The organism is uncultured Pseudokineococcus sp. (assembly GCF_947495735.1).
Taxonomy (GTDB): Bacteria; Actinomycetota; Actinomycetes; order Actinomycetales; family Quadrisphaeraceae; genus Pseudokineococcus.
The window spans coordinates 246671-266392 of the sequence record NZ_CANMAA010000003.1 but is presented as its reverse complement, the minus strand read 5'-3'; the positions used below and the strand labels follow the sequence as shown (position 1 = coordinate 266392).

14 protein-coding genes are annotated in these 19722 nt (G+C 75.4%); 7 read left to right on the top strand and 7 right to left on the bottom strand.

Features of this window, described 5'->3' with window-relative positions; genetic code table 11:
* Positions 1–35: 35 nt before the first annotated feature.
* The 3 genes from Q0848_RS06515 to Q0848_RS06505 form a co-directional block, all read right to left on the bottom strand.
* Positions 36–1559, bottom strand: coding sequence for a Mur ligase family protein (locus Q0848_RS06515; protein WP_299036200.1), 1524 nt, complete (start codon positions 1557–1559; stop codon positions 36–38).
* 128 nt (positions 1560–1687) lie between these two features.
* On the bottom strand, positions 1688–2467 hold the full coding sequence (locus tag Q0848_RS06510; RefSeq protein WP_299036198.1) for an SDR family NAD(P)-dependent oxidoreductase: 780 nt from the start codon (positions 2465–2467) through the stop codon (positions 1688–1690).
* 44 nt (positions 2468–2511) lie between these two features.
* Positions 2512–3582: a DNA polymerase domain-containing protein gene (locus Q0848_RS06505; RefSeq protein WP_299036196.1), complete on the bottom strand. Its 1071-nt coding sequence runs from the start codon at positions 3580–3582 to the stop codon at positions 2512–2514.
* A 271-nt stretch (positions 3583–3853) separates the two neighbouring features.
* On the opposite strand from Q0848_RS06505, the gene Q0848_RS06500 reads away from it, so the two are divergent.
* Positions 3854–8011: an ExeM/NucH family extracellular endonuclease gene (locus Q0848_RS06500; protein ID WP_299036194.1), complete on the top strand. Its 4158-nt coding sequence runs from the start codon at positions 3854–3856 to the stop codon at positions 8009–8011.
* Positions 8012–8102: 91 nt separating this feature from the next.
* On the opposite strand, the gene Q0848_RS06495 is transcribed toward Q0848_RS06500, so the two are convergent.
* Positions 8103–8756 (bottom strand): class I SAM-dependent methyltransferase, encoded by a 654-nt coding sequence (locus Q0848_RS06495; protein ID WP_299036192.1) that lies wholly within the window; start codon positions 8754–8756, stop codon positions 8103–8105.
* Between the two features lie 72 nt (positions 8757–8828).
* Positions 8829–9494: a dienelactone hydrolase family protein gene (locus Q0848_RS06490; protein WP_299036445.1), complete on the bottom strand. Its 666-nt coding sequence runs from the start codon at positions 9492–9494 to the stop codon at positions 8829–8831.
* 79 nt (positions 9495–9573) lie between these two features.
* On the opposite strand from Q0848_RS06490, the gene Q0848_RS06485 reads away from it, so the two are divergent.
* Both Q0848_RS06485 and Q0848_RS06480 read left to right on the top strand, forming a co-directional pair.
* The gene (locus Q0848_RS06485) at positions 9574–10143 is read left to right on the top strand and encodes a helix-turn-helix transcriptional regulator (RefSeq protein WP_299036190.1); all 570 of its coding nucleotides are present in this window, start codon (positions 9574–9576) and stop codon (positions 10141–10143) included.
* Positions 10140–11399, top strand: a complete 1260-nt coding sequence (locus Q0848_RS06480; protein WP_299036188.1) for an MFS transporter — start codon at positions 10140–10142, stop codon at positions 11397–11399. The genes Q0848_RS06485 and Q0848_RS06480 overlap by 4 nt, the downstream gene beginning before the upstream one ends.
* A gap of 11 nt (positions 11400–11410) precedes the next feature.
* Here Q0848_RS06480 and Q0848_RS06475 read toward each other — a convergent pair whose 3' ends face one another.
* Complete coding sequence (locus Q0848_RS06475) at positions 11411–12367, bottom strand: ROK family protein (RefSeq protein ID WP_299036187.1); 957 nt, start codon at positions 12365–12367, stop codon at positions 11411–11413.
* 125 nt (positions 12368–12492) lie between these two features.
* Positions 12493–13581: a LacI family DNA-binding transcriptional regulator gene (locus Q0848_RS06470; RefSeq protein WP_299036185.1), complete on the bottom strand. Its 1089-nt coding sequence runs from the start codon at positions 13579–13581 to the stop codon at positions 12493–12495.
* Positions 13582–13772: 191 nt separating this feature from the next.
* Between Q0848_RS06470 and Q0848_RS06465 the strand changes: the two genes are divergently transcribed.
* The 4 genes from Q0848_RS06465 (at position 13773) to Q0848_RS06450 (ending at position 19678) form a co-directional block, all read left to right on the top strand.
* Positions 13773–15056: an extracellular solute-binding protein gene (locus Q0848_RS06465; protein WP_299036183.1), complete on the top strand. Its 1284-nt coding sequence runs from the start codon at positions 13773–13775 to the stop codon at positions 15054–15056.
* A gap of 140 nt (positions 15057–15196) precedes the next feature.
* Positions 15197–16795, top strand: a complete 1599-nt coding sequence (locus Q0848_RS06460; RefSeq protein ID WP_299036181.1) for an ABC transporter permease subunit — start codon at positions 15197–15199, stop codon at positions 16793–16795.
* Positions 16796–16904: 109 nt separating this feature from the next.
* The gene (locus Q0848_RS06455; RefSeq protein WP_366146459.1) at positions 16905–17759 is read left to right on the top strand and encodes an ABC transporter permease subunit; all 855 of its coding nucleotides are present in this window, start codon (positions 16905–16907) and stop codon (positions 17757–17759) included.
* A complete protein-coding gene (locus tag Q0848_RS06450; protein WP_299036176.1) occupies positions 17756–19678 on the top strand; it encodes a glycoside hydrolase family 13 protein in 1923 nt (640 codons plus the stop codon). Before Q0848_RS06455 ends, Q0848_RS06450 begins: the two co-directional genes overlap by 4 nt.
* Positions 19679–19722: the final 44 nt, after the last annotated feature.

The window sequence follows — 19722 nt, the reverse complement described above, 5'->3', positions numbered from 1 at the left end:
GCACCGCGGTGCTCTGGGCCCGGCGAGGGTCGTCGTCAGCCCTGGCGGCAGACCGGGAGCGGTGCGCCGCTGGTGGCCGCGATCGCGAGCCCCAGCGCGAGTCGGTCGTCGAAGGGGGTGCTCACCCCTGCTGCCGTCATGCGCTGGTCGGTGCCGCGACCCAGGACGACCAGCACGTCGTCCGGGCCTGCGGCGGCGGCGGCGGCGGCCATCGCCGCGTCCCGGTCGGGCACCTCCGAGACGCGGGCGCGTCCGGCGCTGCGGGCACCGGCCACCACCAGGGCGCGCAGGTGCGCGGGGTCCTCGTCGTGGGCTCCTTCGTCGGTGACCACGACGACGTCGGCCAGACGGCCGGCGGCCTCACCGAGGGGGAAGGCCTTGCTCGGGTCGCGACCGCCCCGCTGGCCCAGGACGACGTGCAGGCGGCCGCGGGTCGTGGATCGCAGGTGCTCCAGAGCCCGCTCGACCCCGTGGGCGTTGTGGGCGAAGTCGACGAGCGCCCGGAAGGGCTGCCCGACGTCGACGACCTCCATCCGTCCGGGCACGAGCCCGAGCGCTCCCACGCCACGGACGGCGGCGTCAGGGTCCGTCCCCGTCGACAGCAGGGCTGCCAGCGCCGACAGGGCGTTGTCCGCCTGGTGGGCGCCGAGCAGCCGCAGCCGCACCGTTCGGTCGGTGCCCGGCCCGCGCAGGCGGAAGCGGGTGCCCGAGGCGTCGGCGTGGACGTCGGTCGCCGTCCAGTCCGCCCGCTGGCCGTGCGCGGAGGTGGTGACCACCGGGACGGCGGCGACGGCGCCCAGGTCGCGGGCCAGGCGCCGGCCCCACACGTCGTCGACGCCGACCACGGCCAGAGCGCAGCGCTCGGGCTCGAACAGGCGCGCCTTCGCCGCCAGGTAGCCCTCCATGTCGTGGTGGAGGTCGAGGTGGTCGGCCGCGAGGTTGGTGAAGACGGCCGCGCGGAAGCGGGTGCCGTCGACCCGGTGCAGGGCGAGCGCGTGGCTGGAGACCTCCAGCGCCACCCGCTCGACGCCCGTCGCTCGCAGGAGGGCGAGGTCGCGCTGCAGGTCCGCCGCCTCCGAGGTGGTCAGCGCCGGGACGCGCTGCTCCCCGGGCCCTCGCACCACCACTCCGCTGATCAGGCCAGTGCACGCCCCGGCGCCGGCCATGCCCGCCTCCAGCAGGTGCGTCGTGCTCGTCTTCCCGTTGGTCCCGGTCACCCCGAGCACCTCCAGGTGCGCCGAGGGACTGCCGTGGAGCCAGTCCGCCAGGGGGCCGGCGCAGCGCCGCGGGTCGGGCACCAGGAGCGTCGTGAGGCCCGGGCACGGCCGGTCGCTGATCGCCGCGACAGCACCGCGGGCCGCAGCGCCCGCGCTGAACTCCGCACCGTGATGGCGCCCACCGGGCAGCGCCAGCCACAGCTGCCCGGGGCCGACGCGGCGCGAGTCGTGGTGCAGCCCGTCGACCAGCGCGTCCGGTGCCTCCGCGGCCAGAGGGACCCCCAGTCGCGCCGCCACCTCGTGGAGCCTCTTCGGAGGGGAGGAGGAGGGCAGCCGGTCCACCCGGTGATCCTCAGCCCTGGCTGGTGCGCCCGCGAGACGGCTTGGTCGGCCGCACCCGCCGACCTGGCTGGTGGACCCCGGTGCTGCCCGGCCGGCGCTCGGACCCGGGCCTGGCGTCGACGCCGGTCTCAGCCGTGCGGCTGGCCCGTGGAGGCGCTGGTGCCGCCGTCGACGGCCAGGACGGCGCCCGTGACGTAGCGGGCGGCGTCGCTGGCGAGCCAGAGGACGGCCGGGGCGACGTCCTCGGGCTCGCCGGGTCGGCCGAGCGCGATGCGGTCGACGAAGGGCGCCAGCGACTCCTCGTCGCGGCCCATGCCCTCGGTCAGCTCGGTGAGCGTGAAGGCCGGCGCGACGGCGTTGAGCCGCACGCCCCGGGAGCCCCAGTCGAGCGCGAGGGAGCGGACGAAGTTGGTGATGGCGGCCTTGGTGGCGTTGTAGGCGGCCTGGCCCCAGTCGCCGCGGTCGCCCGAGACCGAGGACACCGCCACGAGCGTGCCCCGGGAGTCGGCGAGGTGGGGCAGCGCGGCCTTGGCGAGGTGGAAGAAGCCGTCGACGTTGGTGGCGCGCATCGACTCCCAGTCCTCGTCGGCGACGTCGGTGATCTCCCCGCCGGCGTACCCGGCGGCGTTGCTCACGACGACGTCGAGGTGCCCGAACCGTTCGACGACGCCGGCCACGAGGTCGCGCACCTGCGCGCCGTCGGAGACGTCGGCGGGCATCGCCGCCGTGCGCTCCGCGGGGTGCCCGGCGAGCACCTCCTCGAGCTTCTCGCGGCGCCGTCCGGTGACCGCGACGGTGGCCCCGGCGTCCAGGAAGGCGCGGGTGATCGCCGCGCCGATGCCGGAGCCGCCCCCGGTGACGAGGACGACGCTGCCGGTGAAGTCGTGGGTCGTGGTCTTCGCTGCCATGGACCGATCGTGCAGCGGTGGTGCGGCGGGCGCCCCTCGGCCCCTCAGCCGGCCCCGGGCCGGTCGCGGTCGCGGCTGGGCTGCACGCGCTTGGGCTCGCCGGGCATCTTGGGGTGGTTGGGCGGGTAGGGCATGTCGCCGGCGCCGGCGGTCTCGTCGCGGTCGGCCATCTCGAGCAGGCCCTCGAGGGAGTGGGCGACGTCGTCGAGGGCGGCCATGGGGTCCCCGCGCTCGGCGAGCAGGCCGGGGACCGTGGCGATGGTGCAGTCGTCGGGCTGCACGTCGGCGAGCTCGGCCCACGTCACGGGGGTGGAGACGGTGGCCCGGGGGGTGCGGCGGGCGGAGTAGGCGCTGGCGATGGTGTGGTCGCGGGCGTTCTGGTTGTAGTCGACGAAGATCGCGGAGGTGCGTTGCTCCTTCCACCAGGCGGTCGTGACCAGGTCGGGGGCGCGGCGCTCGACCTCGCGGGCCAGGGCGATGGCGGCGCGGCGGACCTCGCGGATCTCCCAGCGGGGCTCGATCCGGACGTAGACGTGGACGCCGCGCCCGCCGGAGGTCTTGGGGTAGCCGACCAGGCCGAGCTCGTCGAGCAGCGGGTGCAGGACGTCGAGGGCGACCCGGCGGGCCTCCTCGAAGCCGGTGCCGGGCTGGGGGTCCAGGTCCACCCGCAGCTCGTCGGGCATCTCGACGTGGTCGGCGCGCGTGGGCCACGGGTGGAACGTCACGGTGGACATCTGCGCGGCCCAGAGCAGGGGGGCGGCGGCGTCGACGCGCAGCGCGTCTGCGTGCCGCCCGGAGGGGAAGGTCACGCGCACCCGCCGCAGGTAGTCGGGCGCCCGCTCCGGCACCCGCTTCTGGTACACCTCCTCGCCCTCGACGCCGTCGGGGAATCGCTGGAGGTAGGTGGGCCGGTCGCGCAGAGCGCGGACGAGCGGGCCGAGGCCATCGACGGCGCCGTCGGCCGAGGACGACGCGACGGCGAGGTAGTAGTCGACGAGGGAGCGCTTCGTCCCGCCGTCCTCGCCCAGCGCCGGGAAGAGCACGCGGTCGGGGCTCGTGAGCCGCACGGTGACGCCGTCGACGTCGAGCTCCTCGGCGGGGGCCTTGCCGGCCATGGACGCTCCTCTCGGCGGCCGAGCACGGTGAGTGCTCGCCGTCACGACCTGTCGCCGCCGGGACTCCTCGGACGCCGACCGCTCCATCGGAGTCGGGGCGAAGCCTTCCGGATCCGGCGCCGCGGTCACATGCTGTTCACCCGGACGGGGCAGTCTCCACCGCGCCCCGTGCTCCCGCCACACCTCGGACGGCTCGTGCCGCCCGGGCGCGGCGGACCCGACGCCCGCCGACCGGCGGGCAGCCCCACGCCGTCGACACCGGAGGACCTCCGTGCCACGAGCACCACGACCGGCAGCCCGCGCTGCTGCCGCCGCCACCGCCGCACTGGTGGGTGGCGCCCTGCTGGCCGCACCCGCGGTCGCCGTCCCCGCCCCGCCGGGCAGCCCCTTCATCAGCGAGTTCCACTACGACAACGCGGGCGCCGACGTCGGCGAGCGCGTGGAGGTGCAGGCCGAGCCCGGCACCGACCTCACCGGCTGGACCGTGGTGGGCGTCAACGGCGCCAACGGCCAGGTCTACGGGTCCGTGCCCCTGCCGGGCGTGGTCGGCGAGTCCGGGGTCGTGGTCGTCGACTTCCCCGGTCTGCAGAACGGCTCGCCCGACGGCATCGCGCTGCTCGACGCGAGCGGCGCCCTCGTCGAGTTCCTCTCCTACGAGGGCGTGTTCAGCGCCGCCCTCGCCGGCGCGACCGTCACGTCGACCGACGTCGGCGTCGAGCAGACGGGCACCACGCCGGTCGGGGCCTCGCTCCAGAGGCTGCGCGGCACGTGGGTCGCCACGGACACGAGCACCTTCGGCGTGCGCAACGACGCCGAGGTCGAGCCAGAGCCGGAGCCCGAGCCGGTCGAGTGCGTCACCGACGGCCTCACCCCCATCACCGAGGTCCAGGGGACCGGAGACGAGAGCCCGCTCGTCGGCCAGGACGTCGTCGTCGAGGGCGTCGTGACGTCCTCGCCCGACGGCTTCGGCAGCCTCTTCGTCCAGGACCCGGCCGCCGCGCCGGGCGAGGCGTCCACGGCCGTCAACGTCTTCGGGCCCCAGGGCTCGCCCGTGCGCGGCCTGTCGATCGGCGAGCGCGTGCAGATCGGCGGCCAGGTCGCCGAGTTCTCCGGCCTCACCCAGGTCGTGGCCGACGAGGTGGCCGTCTGCGCCCTGGACGTCGACCTGCCCGACCCGGTCGTCCTCGACAGCGCCGAGCTGGCCGACCTCGACCGCGAGCGCTACGAGGGCATGCTCGTGGAGGCCACCGGTGACTGGACGGTCACCGAGGTATACAACCTCAACCGCTTCGGCGAGGTCGCCCTCGCCGCGGGCGAGGAGGTCCTGCGCCAGGCCACCGACGTGGTCGAGCCCGGCGAGGCGGCGCGCGCCTACGAGGCCGAGAACGCCGCGCAGCAGGTCCTGCTCGACGACGGCCGGAGCACGAACCTGGCGAACGCCGGCGAGGAGCCCAGCTACGGCGGCGCCGACGACCCGATCCGGGTCGGCGACCGCGTCAGCGGCTTCGGCGAGGCCTCCTACGTCCTCGACTACCGCTACGACTTCTGGCGGCTGCAGCCGACGACGCCGGTCACCGCGGCCACGACGGGGAAGGCCTCCTTCGACGACGCCAACCCGCGCACCGCGGCCCCCGCAGAGGTCGGCGGCGACGTCCGGGTCGCGGCCTTCAACGTCCTCAACTACTTCACCACCTTCGGCGGTCAGGCCCGCGGGGCTGACACGCCCGAGGGCCTCGAGCGCCAGGAGGCGAAGATCGTCTCCGCGATCGGCGCGCTCGGCGCGGAGGTCGTCGCCCTCCAGGAGATCGAGAACGGCGCGGCCCTCGGCGAGGACCGCGACGAGGCGCTCGCCACGCTGGTGGAAGCCCTCAACGAGGCGGCCGGCGCCGGCACCTGGGCGTACGTGCCCTCCCCGGCGGAGCTGCCGCCCGTGGAGGACCAGGACGTCATCCGCAACGCCTTCATCTACCAGCCCGCCGCGGTGACCCCGGTCGGCGAGTCGGTCGTGGACGACGACGAGGAGTGGGTGGGCCGCGCCCGCCAGCCCCTCGCGCAGGCCTTCCGCGCCGGCGACGTCCAGTTCACCGCCGTCGTCAACCACTTCAAGTCCAAGGGCTCCGTGCCGCAGCCGCCCCGCGAGGGCGACCAGGACACCGGCGACGGCCAGGGCAACGGCAACGCCACCCGCGTCGCCGAGGCGCAGCGCCTCGTCGAGTTCGTCGACGGGCTCGAGGGCTCCCCGGAGGAGGTCGTCCTGCTGGGCGACTTCAACTCCTACACGCAGGAGGACCCGCTGCAGGTCCTGCGCGAGGCCGGGTACGTCGACCTCGGCAGCGCCTACGACGCCGGCGACACTTACGTCTTCAGCGGCCGCACCGGCAGCCTCGACCACGTCTTCGCCTCCCCGGCGCTGGCCGGGCGCGTCACCGGCGCCGACGTCTGGGACATCAACGCCGACGAGTCCTACGCCTACCAGTACGACGGCTACCTGCCCTGGTACGCCCCGGACGCCTACCGCTCCTCCGACCACGACCCGACGGTCGTCGGCCTCGACACCGGTGGCGGCGACGGCGGCGGTGCGGAGGGCACGAGCACGCTGCAGCTGCTCGGCATCAACGACTTCCACGGCCGTCTCGGCGACGCCGTCGCCCTCGCGGGCACGGTCGAGGAGCAGCGGGCGCGCGAGGACGTCGACGGCTCCTTGTTCCTGTCGGCCGGCGACAACATCGGCGCCTCGCCCTTCGTCTCCTCCGTCCAGCAGGACGAGCCGACGATCGAGGTGCTCGACGAGATGGGGCTGGACACCAGCGCCGTCGGCAACCACGAGTTCGACCGCGGCCTCGACGACCTGCTCGAGCGGGTCGGCGTGGACGGGGAGTCCGGCCTGGCAGACTTCCCGATCCTCGGCGCCAACGTCTACGGCGCGGACGGCGAGCCCGCCCTGCCCGAGTACTCCCTGCACGAGGTCGACGGCGTGACGATCGGCGTCATCGGCGTCGTCACCGAGCAGACCCGCTCGCTGGTGTCCCCCTCGGGCATCGAGGGCATCACCTTCGGCGACCCGGTCGCGGCGACGAACCGCGTGGTCGAGACGCTCACCGACGGCGCCGGCGACGAGGCGGACGTCCTCGTCCTGTCGGCCCACGAGGGCGCGCCCGAGGGCGCCGGCACCAGCACCCCCGAGGAGCAGCTGGCCCAGGACACCGCCTTCGCGCGCATCGTCACCGGGGTCAGCGCGGACGTCGACGTGATCTTCACGGGCCACACCCACCAGCAGTACGTGTGGGACGCGCCGCTCCCCGGGGGCGAGGGCACCCGTCCGGTCGTCCAGACCGGCTCCTACGCCGAGAACCTCGGCCGCGTCGTCCTCGAGGTCGACCGCGCCACCGGCGACGTCACGGCGTCGACGGGGGAGAACCTGCCCCTGACCGAGACGCCCGCCGACCAGCTCGTCGCCACCTACCCGCGCGTCGCCGAGGTCGCCGAGACCGTCGCCGCCGCGCAGGCCTACGCCGACGAGGTCGGCAGCGAGGTGCTCGGCTCGGTCACGGCCGACATCACGCGCGCCCGGACCGCGGCCGGTGCCGAGGACCGCGGCAGCTACTCCGCCCTCGGCGGGCTCGTGGCCGACTCCTACGTCTACGGCACGACGCTCAACCCCGTCGAGGACGCCGACCTGGGGCTCGTGAACCCGGGCGGCCTGCGCGCCGACCTGCTCTACGGCGCGGACGGCGTGGTCACCCTGGCCGAGGCCAACGCGGTGACGCCCTTCGCCAACGACCTCGTCGTCGTGCCGCTGACGGGCGCCCAGCTCGTGCGGGTGCTGGAGCAGCAGTGGCAGCCCGCCGGGTCGTCGCGGCCGTTCCTCGCGCTCGGCGCGTCCGAGGAGCTCACCTGGTCCTACGACCCGGAGGCCCCCGAGGGCAGCCGGATCATCGTCAGCAGCATCCGCGTCTCGGGTGAGCCGATCGACCTCGGCGCCACGTACCGCGTGGCGACGAACAGCTTCCTCGCCTCGGGCGGCGACAACTTCACCGCCTTCGCCGAGGGGGAGACCGAGCTGACCGGGCTGATCGACTTCGAGGCCTTCTCCGCCTACCTGCGGGAGCGCAGCCCGCTGTCGCCGGAGGACTACACCGGCCGCGCCACGGTCGGCGAGGCGCCGGTGGAGGGCCCGCAGCTGGTGCTCGCCGGCACCGAGGTGGCCGCGGGCGACCGCGTCGCCGTCGAGGTGACGGGCTTCGAGGCCCGTGAGGCCGTCACCGTGACGCTGGACGGCGACCGCGTCGCCCGCGTCCGCACGGGCGCCGACGGCGCCGGCAGCACCGTGGTGCGCATCCCGCGCCGCGCCGCCGCCGGCACCTACGAGATGGTCGCCACCGGCGCCGTCTCGGGCCAGGAGGCCGTCGTGGAGATCACGGTCGGCTGACCTCCCGCACCCCCGCGTCGAGGGCCCCGCAGCAGCCGCTGCGGGGCCCTCGTCTGTCAGCGGGCCGGCGCTCCCGGGCGCGGGTCGCGTCTCAGCCCCGGCGCGGCTTGTGGCACAGGAGGCTCGCCTGGTCGCGCTTCTCGCGACCGAGCGGTCGGCGCTGGAGCCGGGTGTGGACCTGCAGGCCGGCGCCGACGGCGAGCTCGACGGCCGTCTCGAGCGTGATGTCCCAGGCGTCGAGGTCGACCGGCGGCCCGTAGGCCCCGGAGATCACGCGGTGCCCGCTGCCGACGTGGAAGCCGAGGAGCAGGAGCCCGCCCGGCCGCAGCACGCGGGCCAGCTCGGCGAAGGCCGTCGGCAGGTGCTCGGGGGGCAGGTGGAGCAGGGAGTACCAGGACAGCGCGCCGGCGCAGGAGGCGTCGGGCAGGTCGAGCGCGGTCAGCGTGCCGGTGCTGAAGGGCAGGTGCGGGTGCGCTGCGCGGGCCTGGGCGAGCATGCCGGGGGAGGGGTCGACGCCGAGGGCGTCGAGGCCGAGGTCGTGCAGGTGGGCGGTCAGCCGTCCTGTGCCGCAGCCGAGGTCGGCGACGGGGCCGGCGGGTGCGTCCTCGCGCTGCAGGAGGTCGGCGAAGACGGCGAGCATCGCCCGCTCGAGCTCGGACTCCCCGCCGAGGCCGGTCACCAGCCGCGCGTAGTCGGCGGCGACGGCGTCGTAGCCGGCCCTGGCTGCCACGAGCACGTCCTCCACGCCCGGAACGGTAGGGCCGCGGGGGGCCGCGGGGGGCCGCGGGGGGCCGAGCGGCGCCGCCGACCCCGGCCGTCAGAGGCGGGCGAGCAGGCCCCGGGCCCGTCCGACGGCCAGGGCGGCCGCCGCCGGGTCGTACGACGGGAGGGAGCTGTCGACGAAGAGGTGCCGGTCGCCGGGGTAGGTGAAGACCTCCCCGTGCTGCGGGCCCGCCAGGGCGACGAGCTCGCGCGCGGCGTCGAGGTCGCCCTCGGCGGCGAAGAAGGGGTCCCGGTCCATGCCGTGGACCTGGACGGGCAGCCCCTCCGGCCACGGGCCGAAGCCGTCCTCGCCCACGGGGAAGCACGCCTCGAGGAGGAGGGCGGCGCGCGCCTGCGGGTGGGTCTGCGCGAGGCGCTGGGCGTGGGTGACGCCCCAGGAGATCCCCGCGAGGACCACCGGCCCCGGGCGGGCCGCCACGACGTCGTCGACCTGGCGCTCGACGGCCGCGGGGTCGAGGGTCCCCAGGTGGGCGAAGCCCTCCTCGATGCTGTCGAACGTGCGTCCGGCGTACAGGTCGGGCGTCGTGACGGTGTGCTCGGACCCGGCCAGCTCGGCGGCGAGGGCGCGCACCCCCGACGTGAGGCCCTGGACGTGGTGGAAGAGGACGACGTCGACCATGCGGGGCTCCGGTCCTGGGGGGCGGGCGGGGGTCGCCCTCGAACCTAGGGCGCCGACCCCGTCCCGGAGCCCGTCCGCCACGACGACGAGGCGGTCGAGCGGGACGTCGATCGATCGCAAGAGACGTTGTACGAGGCCTCTTGTTCGTTAGCGTGCGCGCATGGCGGAGCCCGGCGGGTCCCAGCACGTCCGCGACGCGGGGTCGATGCGAGCCCTGGCGCACCCCACGAGGCTGCGCCTGCTCGGCGAGCTGCGCGCCGAGGGGCCGAGGAGCGTGGGGGGCCTGGCCGGCGTCGTCGACGAGGCGCCCGGGTCGGTCAGCTACCACCTCGGCGTCCTGGCCGAGCACGGCTTCGTCGCCGAGGCGCCCGAGCTCGCCCGCAGCCGCCGCGAGCGGTGGTACCGGGCTACGCACGAGAGGAGCCGCTGGGACGTCCTCGACGTCGTCGACGACCCCGAGGCGAGGGCGGCGCTCGACGTCCTGCGCGCCACCGTCCACCGCCGCTACGCGCAGGTGCTCGAGGACTACCTCGCGCGGGAGGCGCATCTGCCCCGGGAGTGGGTCGCGGCCGCGGCGAGCGGCGACGAGCTCCTGCACCTGCGGGCCGACCAGCTCGCCCAGCTGCGCGAGGACCTGCACGCGTTGGCGAGCAGGTACGCGCGGCTCAGCGACCGCGAGGACCCGGACGCCGAAGGCGTGATGTTCGTCTACCACGCGTTCCGGCGGTGACCGCCGCCGCTGCCCGACGGCGGTACGTGCTCCTCGTCGCGCTGCGGTGGCTGCCCACCGGGCTGGTGGCCCCGGTGACGGTCCTCCTGGCGCAGGAGCGAGGGCTCAGCCTCAGCCAGGTCGGCGCGGTCGTCGCCGTCCAGGGCTTCGTCGTCCTCGGCGCCGAGCTGCCCCTCGGCGGGCTGGCGGACGCCGCCGGACGGCGCCCCGTGCTCCTGCTCGCCGGTGGCGTCGCCGTCGCCTCGCTCGCGCTCCTCGCCCTCGCCGAGACGGCGACCGGCTTCGCCGTCGCCCTGGCCGTCCAGGGCCTGTGGCGGGCGCTGGACTCGGGGCCGCTCGAGGCCTGGTACGTCGACACCGCGCAGGCCGACGACCCCCGGGCCGACATCACCGCCGGGCTCGGCGCCGGGGCGACCGCGCTCAACCTCGCGATGGGAGCCGGCGCACTGGCGTCGGGGGGCCTCGTCGCGGCGGGCCGGGCGCTGGGCGGGGCGCCGCTCGTGCTGCCCGTCGTCGCGGCCCTCGCCATGACCGTCGTGAGCAGCCTCGCCGTGGCCCTCCTCGTCCGCGAGGACCGCCCGTCGGGCGGGGCCCGGCGCCACCGGTGGAGGGCGGCGCTGGGCGAGGTCCCCGCCGGCGTCGGTCGGGGCCTGCGGCTGCTGACCACCTCGCGCGTGCTGCTCGCGCTCGTCGCCGTCGAGCTGTTCTGGGGCTTCGGGATGGTGGCGTTCGAGACGCTCGTGCCGCCCCGGGCGGCGGAGGTCCTGGGCGGCGTCGAGCGGGCCGGGACCTGGATGGGACCGCTCACCTCCGCCGGGTGGGCCGCCGCGGCCGTGGGCGCCGCCCTCGTGCCCCTGCTGTCCCGACGCCTCGGCCCGGCGCCCGTCGCGGCCGGCCTGCGGCTCGTCCAGGGCGGCACCGTGGTCGGCATGGGGCTGCTCGCCGGCCCCGTCGGGCTCGTCGCCGCCTACGTCGCGTGCTACGCCGCCCACGGCGCTTCCAACCCCGTGCACAACGGCCTGCTCCACCGGCAGGCCGACCGCAGCAACCGCGCCGTCGTCCTGTCCCTGAACTCGATGGTCAGCCAGCCCAGCTTCGCGGTCGGCGCCCTGGTCCTGGGCGCCCTCGCCGACCGGACGTCCCTCAGCGCGGCCATGGTGGTCGGCGCCGTCGTCCTCGCGCTCGCCGCGCCGCTGTACCTGCCCGCGTGGCGGCAGGGCCGGCTGCCGCGGGCAGGAGGCGCCGGGGAGGCGTGAGGGCGCGCGCCTCAGCCCGCGATGACGGCGGAGCGGGCCAGGGCCGCAGCGCCCACCACGCCCGCGTCGTCCTCCAGCGAGGAGACGACGAAGCGCAGGTCGGGGCTGGGGCGCAGCATCCACGGGCGGGCCGCGGCCTCGATCCGGTCGGCGAGGTCCTGCCCGAGCTTCTCCGGCATGCCGCCGCCGACGACCACGAGCTCGACGTCGAGGAGGTTGACCACCGAGCCGACGGCGACGCCGAGGTGCTGGACCGCCGACGCCAGCATCCGCTGGGCGAGCTCGTCGTCCTCGGCGAGCGCCCGGGCCCACACCTTCGAGGTGAGCCCGGTCTTCTCCTCCTCGTCCTGGATGTCGAAGAGGTCGGTCTTCCAGCCGGCCTCGACCATCGCCGCGACGCTGCTGCCCATGGACCGTCGGCCCGCGTACGCCTCGACGCAGCCCCGCCGCCCACAGCCGCACAGGGCCCCGTCCGGCTGGACGAGGACGTGCCCGATCTCGCCGGCCGACCCGCGGGCGCCCTCGTACGGCCGTCCGTCGAGCACGAGGCCGCCGCCGATGCCCGTGCCCATCCAGAGGCCCAGGACGTCGCGCGCGCCCCGCGCCGCTCCCGCGACCCACTCGCCGAGGAGGCCGACGTTCGCGTCGTTGCCGAGGGTGACGGGTGCGGGCAGCCGTGAGGTGAGGCCGCCGACGAGGTCGACGTCGCCGCCCCAGCCCACCAGGTTCGGCACGGTGAGCACCTGGCCCGCGTGGACGACGCCCGGGATGCCGACGCCCACCGCCACGGGGTCCCCGCCCAGCGAGGCGACGAGCTCGGCGATGGTGTCGAAGACGGCGTCCGGCCCTGCCGTCGGCGTCAGGGCCTTCGCCCGGGCGTGCACCTCGTGGTCGCCGCTGACGAGCCCGACCTGGATGTTGGTGCCCCCGACGTCGACCCCGGCCACGAGTACGTTGCGCTCTCCCATGGGGCAGGTCTAGCAGCGCGGCGCGTCCGGCGGTGGCCCTCCGAGCAACGATCGGCCCCGTCCCCGTCCCCGTCCCCGTCCCGTCCCCGACGTCGGTCCGTCCCGCCGCCCGACCGGTTGCGCGGTCAGCCGGGCCGGCGCGCCCGTCGCGGCCGCGCCACCTGCGCCGGCGTCCCGGCCGGTGCCGCGGCCGGTGCGCCGGCCGGTGCCGCGGTCGAGCCGCGGACGACCAGGCGCGGGCGCACGAGCAGCTCGCCGCGGACGGCACCCTCCCCCCGCACCTCCTGGAGCAGCGCCCGGGCGGCCGCGGTGCCGACGGCCTCGACGTCCTGGTGGACGGTCGTCAGCGGCGGGTCCGTGAAGTCGAGCAGCGGGCCGTCGTCGCAGCCCACGACGGAGACGTCGCGGGGCACCGAGAGGCCCCGGGCCCGGACGGCGCGCACGGCGCCGAGGGCCATGAGGTCGGAGCCGCAGACGATGCCGGTGGCCCCCCGGTCCAGGAGGGCGCGGGCCGCGGCCTCGCCGCCCTCGAGGCGGAACTGCGTGTGGACGACCAGGGAGTCCACCTCGCCGGGTCGCACCACGCCGGCCAGGTGGCGTCGCACGGCGTCGTGGAAGGCGGCCGTCTTGCGGATGGACGGCACGTAGCGGGGCGGGCCCATGGCGAGGCCGACGCGCTCGTGCCCGAGGCCGACGAGGTGGGCCACCGCCTGCTCGACGGCGGCGGCGTCGTCGGTGGAGACGAAGGGCGCGTCCACCCCGTCCATCCACCCGTTGACGAACACGGCCGGCATCCCGCGCCGGAGCAGGTCCTCGTACGGCCGCGCGTCGGCGTCGGTGTTGGCGTGCACGCCGGAGAGGAAGACGACGCCGGACGCCTTCTGCTGCAGCAGGACCCGGACGAAGTCGGCCTCGTGGACGCCGCCCGGGACGAGCGAGCAGACGACGGGCGTGTAGCCCGCCCGCGCCAGGTGCGTCTGGACGACGAGGGAGAGCGCGGGGAAGACGGGGTTCGTCAGCTCCGGCACGACGATGCCCACCAGGCCGGCCGCCGGCGCCGGCAGGAAGCGGTCGTCGTAGCCGAGGACGTCGAGGACCGACCGGATCTTGTCGCGCGTCGCCTGGGAGACCCCGGGCTTGTCGTTGAGGACGCGGCTGACCGTCGCCTCGCTCACCCCTGCGCGGACGGCGACGTCCGCGAGCCTCACCCTCACGGCCTCGACCCTAGGGCCTCCCGCAAGCGGGATGACGTCGTCACGCAAGCCTCTTACGTGGGCTGCAACTTCCTTGCTATGGTCCTTGCACGCAGCGCGGCGCTCGTCGGCTGACCGGTGACGGTCCCCGACCCCCTGGCGACGGAGCCATCGGAGCGCGCTGCGCCGACCCGGACATCCCGAGGAGCACCATGCGCATCTCCCTGAGGGCGGCCGTCGCGGCCGTCGGCATCGCCGCCCTGACCGCCGGCTGCGGCGGGGGCAGCAGCGCCCCCGCCGAGACCGACGCCGCCCCCGCCGAGCCGGACGCGGCGGCGACCACCGGAGCCCCCGCTCGCGACGACGCCGACCTCGTCGTCTGGACCGACGAGCTGAAGATCGGCGCCGTCACCGAGATCGCCGAGCAGTTCGGCGAGGACAACGGCATCTCCGTCGCCGTCCAGGCGGTCACCGACCTGCAGGCGAACTTCGTCACCGCTAACGCGGCGACGAACGGGCCCGACGTCGTCGTCGGCGCCCACGACTGGATCGGCAACATGGTTCAGAACGGGGCGATCGACCCCCTGCAGATCACGGCCGACCAGCTGGGCCAGTACTCGGAGGTGGCCGTGGACGCCGTCACCTACGACGAGCAGCTCTACGGCCTGCCCTACGGCGTCGAGGCGCTCGTGCTGTACCGCAACACCGACCTGGTGCCGGAGGCCCCGGCCACGCTGGACGAGGCCTTCGCCACCGGCCTCGAGCTCAAGGAGGCCGGGACCGTCGAGTCGGCCTTCAACCTGCCCGTCGGCGAGCTGGGTGACGCCTACCACATGCAGCCCCTGTACACCTCGCTCGGGGGCTACGTCTTCGGGCAGGACCCCGCCGGCGGCTACGACCCGACCGACCTCGGGGTGGGCGACGAGGCCTCGCAGGCCGCGGGCGAGCGCATCGAGGAGCTCGGCGAGGGCGGCTCCGGCGTGCTCACCCGCTCGGTCAGCGGCGACAACTCCATCGCCCTCTTCGCCGACGGGCAGGCCCCCTACCTGCTCTCCGGCCCGTGGGCGCGCGCCGACGTCGAGGCCGCGGGCTTCGGCTGGGACGTCCAGGCGGTCCCCGGCTTCGAGGGCGCCGAGCCGGCGCAGCCCTTCACCGGCGTCCAGGCCTTCTACGTGGCCTCGAACGGCGCCAACAAGGCCTTCGCCCAGGAGTTCGTCGGCGGCGCGGTGAACACCGAGGAGGCCATGAAGACGATGTACGACGGGGCCGACATCCCCCCGAGCCTCGTCTCCCTGCAGGAGTCGGAGGTCGCGGCGGACCCGCAGCTGCAGGCCTACCTCGACGCGGCCAGCGCCGGTCAGCCCATGCCGTCGATCCCGCAGATGGGCTCGGTCTTCGAGCCCCTGGGCCAGGCGTACTCGGCGATCATCGGCGGCGCCGACGGCGCCGAGACGATGGTCGCGACCGGCGAGACGATCCGCACCGCCATCAGCTGAGCCGACGGCGCCGGGGCGGTGACGCCGCCGCCCCGGCGCCCCCCCCGTGCCCCGCCGCCCGTCCCCGCGCCCCCTTCCCGGGCGGCGCGGAGCACGGTCGCGCCCTCCGCCGTCCCGCCCGACCCCGCCCAGGAGGCGACGTGGTCCAGCAGCAGCTCAGCACCGCTCCCCAGGAGAGCCCGGCGGCGCACCCGCCGCCCGTCGGCTCGCGCTCGGTCCCCGTCCTCCTGCTGAAGGTCGCGGTCCTCGCGGTCCTCCTCAGCACCGTCGTCTCGCTGACGCCCGCGCTCGTCGCCGCTGAGCGCTGGGGCTTCCTCGTCTTCTTCTGGGTGCTCGTCGTCCTCGTCGTCGCCGTGTACGCGACCCGGCGCGCCATCCCGCTCAAGTACCTGCTCCCCGGTGCGGTGCTCCTGCTCAGCTTCGTCGTCTACCCGGTCATCTCGACGTTCCAGGTCTCGCTGACGAACCTCGGGGACGGCACCCGGGCCACGCGGGAGGAGGCGACCGCGCAGATCATCGGGTCCTCCGTGGTGCAGACGCCCGACGCCCCCCGGTACAACCTCACGGTCGGGACGGCCGGCTCGCCGACGGCGGGCCCCTTCGCCTTCCTCCTCGTCGACCCGGCCTCGGGGGAGGCCTCCGTCGGCACGGAGGACGGGCTCGAGCCCCTGCCCGGCGCGACCGTCACCGACGGCTTCGTCACGGCCGCCGACGGGTACGAGCTGCTCACGCCGGTGGAGGTCAACGACGCCAGCGCGGCGCTGGCCGAGCTCACGGTCCCCACCGAGGGCGGAGCCATCCGCCAGCTCGGCATCCGGCAGGCCTTCGAGGGCTCGACGCCGCTCGTCTACGACGAGGACGCGGAGACCATCACGAACACGCAGACGGGCGTCACCTACGCCCCGGAGCTGCAGGGCGACCGCGAGTTCTACGTCGACCCCGACGGGCAGCGGCTGTCCGACCAGTCCTGGGCCGCGGACGTCGGCTTCGACAACTACGTCCGCGCCTTCACCGACGCCCGCATCCTGTCCGACTTCGTCGGCATCTTCGGGTGGACGCTCGTCTTCGCCACCCTCTCGGTGGCCTCGACGTTCGCGCTGGGCACCGTCCTCGCCGTCGTGCTCAACGACCGGCGCGTGCGCGGCCAGAAGGTCTACCGCTCGGTCCTGCTGCTGCCCTACGCCATCCCCAGCTTCATCTCGCTGCTGCTGTGGTCGGGCTTCTGGAACACCGACTTCGGCCTCGTCAACGACCTGACGGGTCTGGGCGTCAACTGGTTCGGCGGCGAGACCACGGCGAAGGCCGCGGTGCTCATCACCAACCTGTGGCTGGGCTTCCCCTACATGTTCCTCGTCGTCACCGGCGCGCTGCAGGCCATCCCGGAGGACCTGAAGGAGGCCGCCGGCATCGACGGGGCCAGCGGGTTCACCGGGTTCCGGACGATCATCTTCCCGCTGCTGCTCATCCCGACCGCCCCGCTGCTCGTGGCGTCCTTCGCCTTCAACTTCAACAACTTCAACACCATCTTCCTGCTGACCGGCGGCGGGCCCTTCACGCCGGACAACCCGACCGCGGGCGGCACCGACCTGCTCATCAGCTACACGATCCGCCTCGCCTTCGGCGCCAGCGGCGCCCAGTTCGGCTTCGCCTCCGCCATCGCGGTGCTCCTCTTCGTCATCACGGGCGTCGTCGCCGCCCTGCAGTTCCGCCTGACCCGACGCCTCGAGGACGTGATCTGACATGACCAGCCAGGAGCTCCGCACGGGTGCGCCCGTCGGCCCCGGCCACCTCGCGGCGCCGGGCGGCGCGGGCCCCTCCGCGCCCTCGACGCCCCCGGCGGCGAACCGGATGAGCCGTGGCCGCTGGTGGCGCGAGGTGGGCTGGCGCCACGCCGTCGGCCTGGCGGCGGTCGCCTTCGCCGTCTTCCCCGTGCTCTACATCGTCTCGGCGGCCTTCAACCCGCTGGGCAGCGTCGTCTCGACGAGCCTGGTCCCCCGCGAGCTGAGCCTCGTCAACTTCCAGGCGCTGTTCAGCGAACCGTCACGGCCCTTCGGCCGGTGGATGCTCAACACCCTCGCGGTGTGCACCTCGGTCACCGTCATCCAGGTGACGTGCAGCGCCCTCGCCGCCTACGCCTTCAGCCGGTTCCGCTTCCGCGGGCGCCGCGGCGGCCTGCTGGCGCTGCTGCTCATCCAGATGTTCCCGCAGATCCTCGCGACGATCGCGCTGTTCCTGCTCTTCACCGAGCTCGGCACCGTCATCCCGGCCATCGGCCTCAACACGCTGCTCGGGTACGTCCTCGTCATGTGCGGCAACGCCTTCGCGCAGGTGTGGCTCATCAAGGGCTTCTTCGACTCGATCCCGCAGTCCCTCGACGAGGCCGCCACGGTCGACGGCGCCGGGCACGCGACGATCTTCTTCCGCATCCTGCTGCCGCTGCTGCAGCCGATCCTCGCCGTCACCGGCCTGCTGGCCTTCGTCGGCGTCATCAGCGAGTTCCTCATCGCCTCGATCTTCCTGCGCGAGGCGGGCGTGCGGACGGTCGCCGTCGGCCTGTGGTCGGTCATCGAGAACGACCGCTCCAACAACCTCGGCCTGTTCGCGGCCGGTGCGCTGCTGACCGCGGTCCCCGTCGTCCTGCTCTTCCAGTACCTGCAGCGCTTCATCGTCGGCGGCATCACGGCCGGGGGGGTCAAGGGGTGAGCGGCACCTCGGGGCACCTGCTCGGCGAGCCGCACCACGACGGCTCGGCGCTGATGACGGGCACGTCGGCGCCCGAGCTCGGAGAGCGCGTGCCCGTGCGGGTGCTCGTGCCCGACGCGGCCGACGGCTCGGCGTGGGGCGGGCAGGTGCACGTGCGCCAGCTGCGCGACGGCGAGCCGGCGCTGCGGGCGGCGGAGCCCGACGGCCGCGGGCCCGGGGGCACGTGGTTCCGCGTCGAGGTCGAGGCGCGCAACCCCGTCACGAGCTACCGCTTCCTCCTCTCCGGGCGCGACGCCGCCGGGCGCCCCGCGCACCGCTGGCTCACGGGGGAGGGCACCAGCGCGCGCGACGTCACCGACGCCGCCGACTTCCGCCTCCTCGCCTCGCCCGGTCCGGCCGAGTGGGTCGCGGACCAGGTGGCCTACCAGGTCTTCCCCGACCGCTTCGCCCGCTCCGGGACGCCGCGGGCGACGCCGTCCTGGGCGGACGCCGCCGCGTGGGACGACGCCGTGGTGCACCGGGGCCCGGGCACGCCGCGCCAGTGGTTCGGAGGCGACCTCGACGGGGTCGCCGCGCACCTGGACCACGTGCAGTCGCTGGGCGCCTCGCTGCTGTACCTGACCCCGTTCTTCGAGGCCCGCTCCAACCACCGCTACGACGCGGTGACCTTCGACCGCGTGGACCCGGTGCTCGGCGGCGACGAGGCGATGGGCCGGCTCGTCGCCGCCGCGCACGCCCGCGGGATGCGCGTCATGGGCGACCTCACGACCAACCACACGGGTGTCGAGCACCCCTGGTTCCGCGCCGCGGCGGCCGACCGGTCGTCGGAGGAGGCGGGCTACTACCGCTTCCTCGACGACGACCCCATCGGCTACGAGACCTGGCTGGGCGTCGACACGCTGCCCAAGCTCGACCACACGTCGGCGGCCCTGCGGGCGCGCCTGGTGGACGGGCCGGGCTCCGTGGTCGCCGAGCACCTGCGCCGCGGCCTCGACGGGTGGCGCATCGACGTCGCCAACATGACGGGCCGCCTCGGCGCGGACGACCTCGCCGTCGAGGTGGCGCGCCTCGCCCGCGCCACGGCGCACGCGGTGAGCCCCGGCGCCTGGATGCTCGCCGAGCACTGCCACGACGCCTCGGCCGACCTCGTGGGCGACGGCTGGCACGGCGCGATGGACTACGCCGGCTTCACCCGGCCGGTGTGGGCCTGGCTCAACGGCGGCTACCCCGGCGGGCCGGGGGAGGAGCACGGGCTGTCCTTCCTCGGCTGGCCGGTCCCCGTGCCGGTGCAGCCCGGCGGCGACGTGGTGGCGACGATGCGCGCGGTCCACGCGGCGATGCCCTGGCGGTCGTGGGCGGCGTCGACCTCGCACCTCGACACCCACGACACGCCCCGCTTCCGCACGGTGACCGGTGGGGGGCGCACCGGGCTGGCCGACCTCGCGGGCCGCGGGCGCGACCGCGCCGTCGTCGGGGTCGCGCTGCAGATGACCCTGCCCGGGGTGCCGACGCTCTTCGCCGGCGACGAGGCGGGGTTCACGGGCCTCGACGGCGAGCACTCCCGGACGCCCATGCCCTGGGACCGCCCCGGGGCGTGGGACGCGCCGACCCTCGACGCCGTCCGCACCTGGGGGCGGCTGCGCCGGGACTGCGTCGCGCTGCGCCGCGGCGGCCTGCGGTGGGTCGCCGCCCGCGACGACGTCCTCGTGCACCTGCGCGAGCACGCCGACCAGCGGGTGCTCGTGCACACCGCCCGCGCGGACCACGCCGCGGTGCGCCTCCCGCTGGCCGCGCTCGGCCTGCGCTCGGCCGCCCAGCTCGTGCCCCTGGTCGGCGAGGCGCTCCCCGTGGAGCGCGACGGCGTCGTCGAGCTGCCCTCGCACGGGCCCTCGGCGTCCGCCTGGGCCCTCGAGGGCTGACCCCCGCGCGGCGCCGCCCCGGGGGGAGGCAGCGCCCCGGCACC